The sequence below is a fragment of the Myxococcus vastator genome, assembly GCF_010894475.1.
Lineage (GTDB): Bacteria > Myxococcota > Myxococcia > Myxococcales > Myxococcaceae > Myxococcus > Myxococcus vastator.
This window is the reverse complement of sequence record NZ_JAAIYB010000430.1, coordinates 1-7,140: the sequence shown is the minus strand read 5'-3', so window position 1 is coordinate 7,140 and position 7,140 is coordinate 1. Positions and strand designations below refer to the sequence as shown.

The 7,140-nt window shown below is 69.7% G+C and carries 7 protein-coding genes; 4 read left to right on the top strand and 3 right to left on the bottom strand.

What is annotated here, in order from left to right; all coding sequences use genetic code 11:
- The coding region (locus tag G4D87_RS30490) for a DNA translocase FtsK 4TM domain-containing protein (RefSeq protein ID WP_205507775.1) at positions 1 to 1,142 on the bottom strand (1,142 nt) is incomplete at its 3' end.
- A 214-nt stretch (positions 1,143 to 1,356) separates the two neighbouring features.
- Between G4D87_RS30490 and G4D87_RS30485 the strand changes: the two genes are divergently transcribed.
- From G4D87_RS30485 to gatB, 4 genes are read left to right on the top strand one after another with little or no spacing between them, the layout of a single operon-like run.
- Complete coding sequence (locus tag G4D87_RS30485) at positions 1,357 to 1,692, top strand: TFIIB-type zinc ribbon-containing protein (RefSeq protein WP_163786216.1); 336 nt, start codon at positions 1,357 to 1,359, stop codon at positions 1,690 to 1,692.
- Positions 1,693 to 1,698: 6 nt separating this feature from the next.
- Positions 1,699 to 1,986, top strand: a complete 288-nt coding sequence (gene gatC / locus G4D87_RS30480) for an Asp-tRNA(Asn)/Glu-tRNA(Gln) amidotransferase subunit GatC (RefSeq protein WP_163786215.1) — start codon at positions 1,699 to 1,701, stop codon at positions 1,984 to 1,986.
- 18 nt (positions 1,987 to 2,004) lie between these two features.
- On the top strand, positions 2,005 to 3,465 hold the full coding sequence (gatA, locus tag G4D87_RS30475) for an Asp-tRNA(Asn)/Glu-tRNA(Gln) amidotransferase subunit GatA (RefSeq protein WP_163786214.1): 1,461 nt from the start codon (positions 2,005 to 2,007) through the stop codon (positions 3,463 to 3,465).
- A gap of 32 nt (positions 3,466 to 3,497) precedes the next feature.
- A complete protein-coding gene (gene gatB, locus G4D87_RS30470; protein ID WP_163786213.1) occupies positions 3,498 to 4,937 on the top strand; it encodes an Asp-tRNA(Asn)/Glu-tRNA(Gln) amidotransferase subunit GatB in 1,440 nt (479 codons plus the stop codon).
- Here gatB and G4D87_RS30465 read toward each other — a convergent pair.
- Positions 4,934 to 5,968, bottom strand: coding sequence for a carbon-nitrogen hydrolase family protein (locus tag G4D87_RS30465; protein WP_163786212.1), 1,035 nt, complete (start codon positions 5,966 to 5,968; stop codon positions 4,934 to 4,936). The two genes, gatB and G4D87_RS30465, sit on opposite strands and share 4 nt — an antisense overlap.
- 6 nt (positions 5,969 to 5,974) lie before the next feature.
- Positions 5,975 to 6,937: an isopenicillin N synthase family dioxygenase gene (locus G4D87_RS30460; protein ID WP_163786211.1), complete on the bottom strand. Its 963-nt coding sequence runs from the start codon at positions 6,935 to 6,937 to the stop codon at positions 5,975 to 5,977.
- Positions 6,938 to 7,140: the final 203 nt, after the last annotated feature.

Below are 7,140 nucleotides of genomic sequence, written 5' to 3'. Positions count from 1 at the left end.
GCAGATGGGTATAAGGGACAGGGCTTGCGGCGGGCGCGCGGCGTCTCGGTGGCGTCGGCGCCGTCGGCGGGAATGAGGTTGGGCGAGGGCGGCAGGAAGGACGCGGCCCAGGCCGGGTCGGCGCCGAGGGCCGGGCGCTTCTCCGCCTTCGCCGACGCCTTCTCCGGGAGGGCCAGCACGGGCGCGGGGGCGGGCGGCAGCGAATCGGCCTCGCGGGCCGGAAGCAGCTTCTTCTCCAGCTTCTCGCGGTCGCGGGACTCCTTGAGCGCCAGCTTCGCGGCGGCGGCCTGCTCCTTCTCCTGCTGCTTCGACAGCCGGAAGGCCTCTTCCGCCATGGCCTCGGCCTCGGCGGCCTCGGCCTCTTCCGCCAGGCGCTCGGCCTCGGCGAGCTCTTCCTCGTCGGCCTCGAGTTGCGCGAGGAAGGCGGCTTCCTCCAGCTTCTCCTCGGCGGCGCGCTCCTGGCGCTCCTGGTAGGCCACCTTCTGCGCTTCCCAGAACACGCTGGCGGATGCCTGGACGCGGCGGCCCAGCACGCACAGCCCGGCCCAGGCCAGCGAGCACACCTTGAGGAAGGTGTACTGGGTGCCCACGATGAGGGCGGCGGCGCTGATGGCGGTCACCAGGATGACGGTGCCCACCGTGGAGAACAGGCTGGACATGATGCCGCCCAGGCCGGCGCCCAGCGCGCCACCCGGCGGGTGTGCCCAGCCCTTGTCACCCGCGAACATCAGCTGTGCCAGCACGGACACGCTGACCGTCAGCAGCGCCAGGCTGATGATTTGCGGCCCCCGCTTCCGGTCCCGGTTGCCCACGAAGAGCACCATGGCCGTGTAGATGCCGCCCGCCGGGATGAGGTAGGCGCAAACGCCCAGCAGGCCGCGCAGCGACTCCGCGATGAGGTGCCCCATGGGGCCCACCGCGTTGTTGAAGCCCGGTCCCACCCGGTCCTTCGCGTCGAAAGTGGCCACCGCCAGCAAGGCAATCAACGACGCCGCCAGCAGGAACACACCGATGATGGCTCGGGTGGCGACGTCGCCGCCCTTGCCGGCCTTGATCCGCTTGTTCGCCAGCGCCCTGCGGCGCGTCGCGATTTCCTGCCGGGACAAGACCGCCTTCTCCGCCCGACCCTTCTTCGCCGTCATGTCCGTCTTCCCTCTGCGCGTCTCAGCCGCGTAGCGGGCTGTAGCAATGCCCGCGGCGAGTGTAGGGAGAGCGAGGGAGCGGTCAATTTTCCAGCTCCGGACGGGGGACCTACATTTCGGCTGCACCCCTCCCCAGAGGGGGTATGGTGCCGCCCAACATCGCCGCCCGGGCGCGCACGCCGCGCGGCGGCGGGACTTCGTGGAGGAACATCACATGGCCGACGCTCGTACCGACAAGCCGTCATCCACCGAGGAGGAGTACTTCGCCCGGGAGGAGATTGAGAAGAAGCGCAAGCTGGCCCTGGAGCAGGCCGCTTCGAACGCGGCGCAGCAGCGCGAGGAGCTCAAGAAGCTCCACTGGATGAAGTGCCCCAAGTGTGGCCTGGACCTGCAGACGCTGAAGCAGGGCAAGGTCGAAATCGAGACCTGCTTCAACTGCCACGGCATCTTCCTGGACGCCGGTGAGCTGGACCAGCTGGTGGAGCAGCACGGCCACGAGGGCAGCGGCAAGGTGATGGGCGCCATCCTCAACCTCTTCAAGAAGAAGTAGGACGCCGTGGCGCTCACGCTCGAGCAGGTGCGCCATGTGGCCACACTGGCGCGGCTGTCGCTGACTCCGGAAGAGGAGCAGCGCTTCACCACCCAGCTGTCCGCGGTGCTGGACGCGGTGGATCAGCTCCAGGCGCTCGACGTGGAGGCCGTGGCGCCCACGTGTCATGCCACGCTCACGTCCTCACGGCTGCGTGAGGACGTGACGCGGCCGTCTCTGCCGCCGGAGAAGTCCCTGGCCAACGCGCCGGCGAAGTCCGACACGTCCTTCGCCGTGCCGAAAATCATCGAGTAGTCCCGGAGACTCCACGCCATGCAGCTCACGGACCTCACGATGCTGGAGCTGGCCGCGAAGCTGGCCGCGGGAGCGGTCTCCTCCGAGGAGGCCACCCGCGCGAGCCTGGCGCGCATCCAGCAGGTGGACCCGAAGGTGCGCGCCTTCCTGCGCGTGGACGAAGCCGGCGCCCTGGCCGCTGCTCGCGCCAGTGACGCGCGTCGCAAGGCGGGCGGCCCCGCCAGCGCCCTGGACGGCGTGCCGCTGGGGCTCAAGGACATCTTCCTCACCGAGGGCGTGGAGACCACCGCCGGCTCGCGCATCCTGGAGGGCTTCGTTCCGCCCTATGACGCCACGGTGGTGCGCCTGCTGAAGGAGGCGGGCCTGCCGCTGGTGGGCAAGCTGAACATGGACGAGTTCGCGATGGGGTCGTCCAACGAGTCCAGCGCCTTCTTCCCCAGCCACAACCCGTGGGACGTGTCGCGCACGCCGGGCGGCTCGTCCGGTGGCTCGGCGGCGGCGGTGGCCGCGCGCGAGGTGTTCGGCGCGCTGGGGACGGACACGGGTGGCTCCATCCGCCAGCCCGCGGCGCTCACCAACACCGTGGGGCTGAAGCCCACCTACGGCCGGGTGTCGCGCTTTGGCGTCATCGCCTTCGCCTCGTCGCTGGACCAGCCGGGCCCCATGACGCGCACGGTGGCGGACGCGGCGGCGCTGCTCCAGGTGATTGCGCGGCCGGACGCACAGGACGCCACGTCCGCGGACGCGCCCGTGCCGGACTATTCGGCGGACCTGGAAGCCGGCGTGCGGGGCCTGAAGCTGGGCGTGCCGCGCGAGTACTTCACCGAGGGCATGGACTCGGAGGTGGAGGCCGCGGTGCGCGAGGCCCTGCGCGAGTACGAGCGCCTGGGCGCGACGCTGGTGGACGTGTCGCTGCCCCACACGAAGTACGCGCTGGCGACGTACTACCTCATCGCGCCCGCGGAGGCGTCCAGCAACCTGGCCCGCTATGACGGCGTGCGCTTCGGCCTGCGGGCGAAGGACGCGCGCAGCCTGCGGGACGTGTACGCGCTGACGCGGGAGCAGGGCTTCGGCGCCGAGGTGAAGCGCCGCATCATGCTGGGGACCTTCGCGCTGTCCTCTGGCTACTACGACGCGCACTACCTGCGCGCGCAGAAGGTCCGCACGCTCATCCGCGAGGACTTCACGCGGGCGTTCCAGCAGGTGGACGCGCTGCTGTCGCCCACCTCGCCGGTGCCGGCCTTCAAGCTGGGTGAGAAGGTGGAGGACCCGCTGTCCATGTACCTCATGGACATCTACACGCTGCCTTGCAACCTGGCGGGCCTGCCCGGCCTGTCGGTGCCCTGCGGCTTCACGAAGGCGGGCCTGCCCGTGGGCCTGCAGGTTCTGGGACGGCCCTTCGACGAGGCGGGCCTGCTGCGCATCGCCCGCGCCTACGAGCGCGAGCACGACTTCTTCCGCCGCTCCGCGCCCCTGTAGGGCCCGCGAGCGTCCGCCCTGGTGACACCGCCATGCCCGTGAGCGATTTCCAGCCTGTCATCGGCCTCGAGGTCCACGCGCAGCTCCTCACGCAGTCCAAGATTTTCTGTGGCTGCTCCACCGCGTTCGGCGCCGAGCCCAACCGCAACACCTGTCCGGTGTGCCTGGGCATGCCCGGCGTGCTGCCGGTGCTCAACCAGCGCGTGGCGGAGTTCGCCGTGCGCACGGGCCTGGCGCTGGAGTGCACCATCCGCCCGACGAGTGTGTGGAGCCGGAAGAACTACTTCTATCCGGACCTGCCCAAGGGCTACCAGATTACGCAGTTCGACCAGCCCATCTGCGAGCACGGGCGGCTCGTCATCGACACCCCGCTGGGCGAGAAGGTCATCCGCATCCTCCGCATCCACATGGAGGAGGACGCGGGCAAGAGCGTGCATGACGCGGGCGGGGGGCAGAGCCTGGTGGACCTCAACCGCGCGGGCGTGCCGCTGCTCGAAATCGTCAGCCAGCCGGACCTTCGCGACGCGGACGAGGCGGTGGAGTACCTGAAGGCGATGCGGGACGTGCTCGTCTACCTGGGCGTCAACGACGGCAACCTGGAGGAGGGCAGCTTCCGCTGCGACGCCAACGTGTCGGTGATGCCCAAGGGCTCCACCACGTTCGGCCAGCGCTGCGAGCTGAAGAACCTCAACTCGTTCCGCTTCCTCAAGCAGGCCATCGAGTACGAGATTGCCCGGCAGGTGGACGTCATCGAGTCGGGCGGCAAGGTGGTGCAGGAGACGCGCCTGTGGGACGTGAGCAAGGGCGTCACCCGCTCCATGCGCAGCAAGGAGGAGGCGCACGACTACCGGTATTTCCCGGAGCCGGACCTGCCGCCGCTGCACGTGAGCGCGGAGGCCATCGACGCCGCGGCCCAGGCGCTGCCGGAGCTGCCGCGCGCGAAGCTCCAGCGCTTCACCAGCCAGTACGGGCTGCCCGCGTATGACGCCCGCATCCTCACCGCCGAGCGCCCGCTGGCCGACTATTTCGAAGCCTGCGCCGGGCACTACAAGGACTACAAGAAGCTCTCCAACTGGTTCCTGGGCGAGCTGATGCGCCTGCTGAAGGAAGAGGGCACGCCGCTGTCCGCGCTGCGCTTCACGCCGGCGCAGCTGGGGGCGTTGCTGGGCGCCGTGGACCAGGGCACGGTGTCCGCCAACGCGGGCAAGGACGTGCTCGGGGAGATGTTCCGCACGGGCAAGGCGCCCGCGGACATCATCGCGGAGAAGGGCCTGGCCCAGGTGAGCGACACCGGCGCCATCGAGGCGGTGGTGGACGACATCCTCGCGAAGAACGCGGGGGAGATTGAGAAGTACCGCGCCGGCAAGAAGCAGGTGTTCGGCTTCTTCGTGGGCCAGGTGATGCGGGCCATGAAGGGCAAGGGCAACCCCGCCCTGGTCAATGAGCTGCTGAAGAAGAAGCTCGGCGACTAAGGCGTGCCTTGGCCCGTGGTGGCGACGGTGGCGTGCACCACGTCCTCCTCCTGCGTCGTCTGGGCCTGGGCGAGCACTCGCACGTCGCCGGAGCGTGTTCGCTCCAGGATGTGCGAGGTGGCAGTGAAGGTGCCACCAAACAGGCTGCCCACCTGCTGCGCGCTCACCACGTAGCGCACGTTCCGGAGCGTGCGGAGCTGCGCGGGCAGGCCTTCCTGTTGCCAGCGCTCGCCTGGGGCATGGGACGTCCCTGGCCCGGCGTGGATGGCGGGATGGGCGAGGACGTCCACCCGCATGGCGTCGAGGTACTGCGCGCAGGGGACGAACCAGGGCTCGTCGCGGGTATACGGCTGGGCGAAGCCGTCATAGCCGATGAGGGTCGCGAGCTTTCCGAAGGGCGTCGGGAGCACGGGCAGGTCCTCCGGGCGGCCCGGGCTGAGGTGCAGCCCGTCCTCCCAGGAGGGCACCAGGTTGGCCTTGCGCGCGGTCGCGACGCAGTGGCCCTCGGGGGAGAAGGTGTAGCTGGTGTTGTAGGTGCGCGCGCCGGAGGGCTCGAAGTCCGGCGAGTCCTCTCCTCGGCGACTGGCGGGCAGCAGCGCACTTCCGGCCACCACCCACAGGCCGAAGTCCCGCGCGATGCCAGAAAAAGTCTTCCACAGCGTCCGGTGCACGAGGGGCGCCCGGGCGGCGTAGAGGCACTCCGTCAGCGACGGTGGCTGGAAGTCGCGCCAGGCCTCCCACACGCCCCAGGCTTCGGAGAGGACCACGCGCTTCATCGCCCTCTGGACCGAGGCGCTTCGTCGCACGCGGTGAATGTGGCCCAGGAACAGCAGCGGTGCCCCCACCGACTCCGGCCACACGACGAGGGCCGGGTAGCGCGGCTGGCCTGACGCATCCCGGGCGCGCAGGGCATCCACCTTCGCCGCCAGCGCCCGGTGTCGCGCGGCGAAGGCTGCCGGAGAGGCGTAGTCCTCCAGCGAGACACGGGGCTGGAGCGCGAACAGTTCGACGAGGTCGGTGGTCGTGTCCACGGCGCGTTACTTCAGCAGGCCATTCTCGCGCAGCCGCTGCTTGAGGAAGGCATCCGCGGTGATGGGCGCGTGCCGCGCCGGGGTGTCCGCCGTCTGGGTGCAGGGCAGCGCCTGGAGCACGCAATCCGCAGAGGGGTGGACGAAGAAGGGCATCGAGTAGCGCACCGTGTCCTCTTCCTTGCTGCGTGGGTTCACCACCCGGTGCGTGGTGGCGGGGATGATTTCGTTTGTCACGCGGCTGAGCATGTCGCCCGAGTCGACGACAATCTGTCCGCGCAGCGTGTCCACCGGCAGCCATTCCCCGTCGCGGGTGAGCAGCTCCAGGCCAGACGCGGTGCCCTCACAGAGCAGGGTGATGAGGTTGATGTCCTCGTGCTCGGCGGCGCGCACGCCCCCCGGGATGAAGCGCTCCTTCAGCGGCGGGTAGTGGATGAGCCGCAGCACGGAGTTGCCGTCCGTGGCCATGCCGCTGAAGGTATCGCGCGCCACGCCGAAGTACTCGGCCAGCGCCTGGAGCATGACGCCCGCCGCGCCATCCAGCGCGTTGAAGAGCGACAGGGTGTGCTCGCGGAAGGTGGACACCTCGGTGGGCCACACGTTGGGGCCGTAGCGCGCGTGGTACGGGTGCTCAGGCGGCAGCTCGCGGCCCACGTGCCAGAACTCCTTCAGGTCCCCCACCTGGCGGTTCTTCGCGTGCTCCTGGCCATAGCCGATGTAGCCGCGCTGGCCGCCGTGCCCCGCCTGGGCGTACGGGGCCTTGGTGGCCTCGGGCAGCGCGAAGAAGCGCTCCACGTCCGTGTACGTGCGGCGGATGAGGCCGTCGTCGATGCCGTGGCCTTCCACCGTGACGAAGCCGAACTCCTTGATGCCGTCGCCGAACACCTGCACGAAGCGGGCGCGCTCCTGGGGCGTGCCCGTGCGGTAGTGGGACAGGTTGACGACAGGAATGCGGCGCTGGGTTGGCGACATGGCGCCGCACTCTAACCACCGTGATGGATTGTCGGCACGCACAGCGTCCGCCAAAGGACCCTGTTCTCCGACTCTGGCGTCGGGGGTGCGGCACCAGCGGACATCCGCCCTCATCCTCAGTGGAAGTCAGTGCTCCCTGATTCCATGTTGGAGGGCAGGTTGGGGGGAGGCGGATGCCCGAGGTGAGCAGCGGTGGTGGGTGT

Excerpts from the sequence above, each read along its gene's own strand:
- G4D87_RS30485 (WP_163786216.1), top strand. The coding sequence starts at position 1,357 with ATGGCCGACGCTCGTACCGACAAGCCGTCATCCACCGAGGAGGAGTAC.
- gatA (WP_163786214.1), top strand. The coding sequence starts at position 2,005 with ATGCAGCTCACGGACCTCACGATGCTGGAGCTGGCCGCGAAGCTGGCC.
- G4D87_RS30460 (WP_163786211.1), bottom strand. The coding sequence starts at position 6,937 with ATGTCGCCAACCCAGCGCCGCATTCCTGTCGTCAACCTGTCCCACTAC.
- gatB (WP_163786213.1), top strand. The coding sequence starts at position 3,498 with ATGCCCGTGAGCGATTTCCAGCCTGTCATCGGCCTCGAGGTCCACGCG.